The sequence below is a fragment of the Rhizobium sp. PRIMUS64 genome, from assembly GCF_023006465.1.
Lineage (GTDB): Bacteria > Pseudomonadota > Alphaproteobacteria > Rhizobiales > Rhizobiaceae > Rhizobium > Rhizobium leguminosarum.
Map to the genome: position 1 here is coordinate 1 of NZ_JALBGX010000389.1, position 226 is coordinate 226.

1 protein-coding gene is annotated in these 226 nt (G+C 54.9%); it reads right to left on the minus strand.

Annotated elements, in window-relative coordinates; genetic code table 11:
• Positions 1-226, minus strand: a 226-nt coding sequence (locus MOV76_RS40440) for a group II intron maturase-specific domain-containing protein (protein WP_309506950.1), incomplete at both ends; no start/stop codon positions are given.

A 226-nucleotide genomic window follows, 5' to 3' on the forward strand; every position in this document is an offset into this window, starting at 1 on the left:
AGCCCGAGTTTTGTGGAACCGAAAGCGCTTGTACTTTCGCATGATCCAGGCCTTGAGCTTCCGATTGACATAGTCAGCCAGAGAGAACAGGTCCGAACGACTGAACCGCCCGTAATAGGCAATCCATCCCCGGAGGAGCGGATTGATCTGTTTGGCGATTTCAGCCAGCGTCCCCGGCGTTTGCCGCGGAATGTTCAAGCTCTTGATCGTGGCCCGCATCGATTTT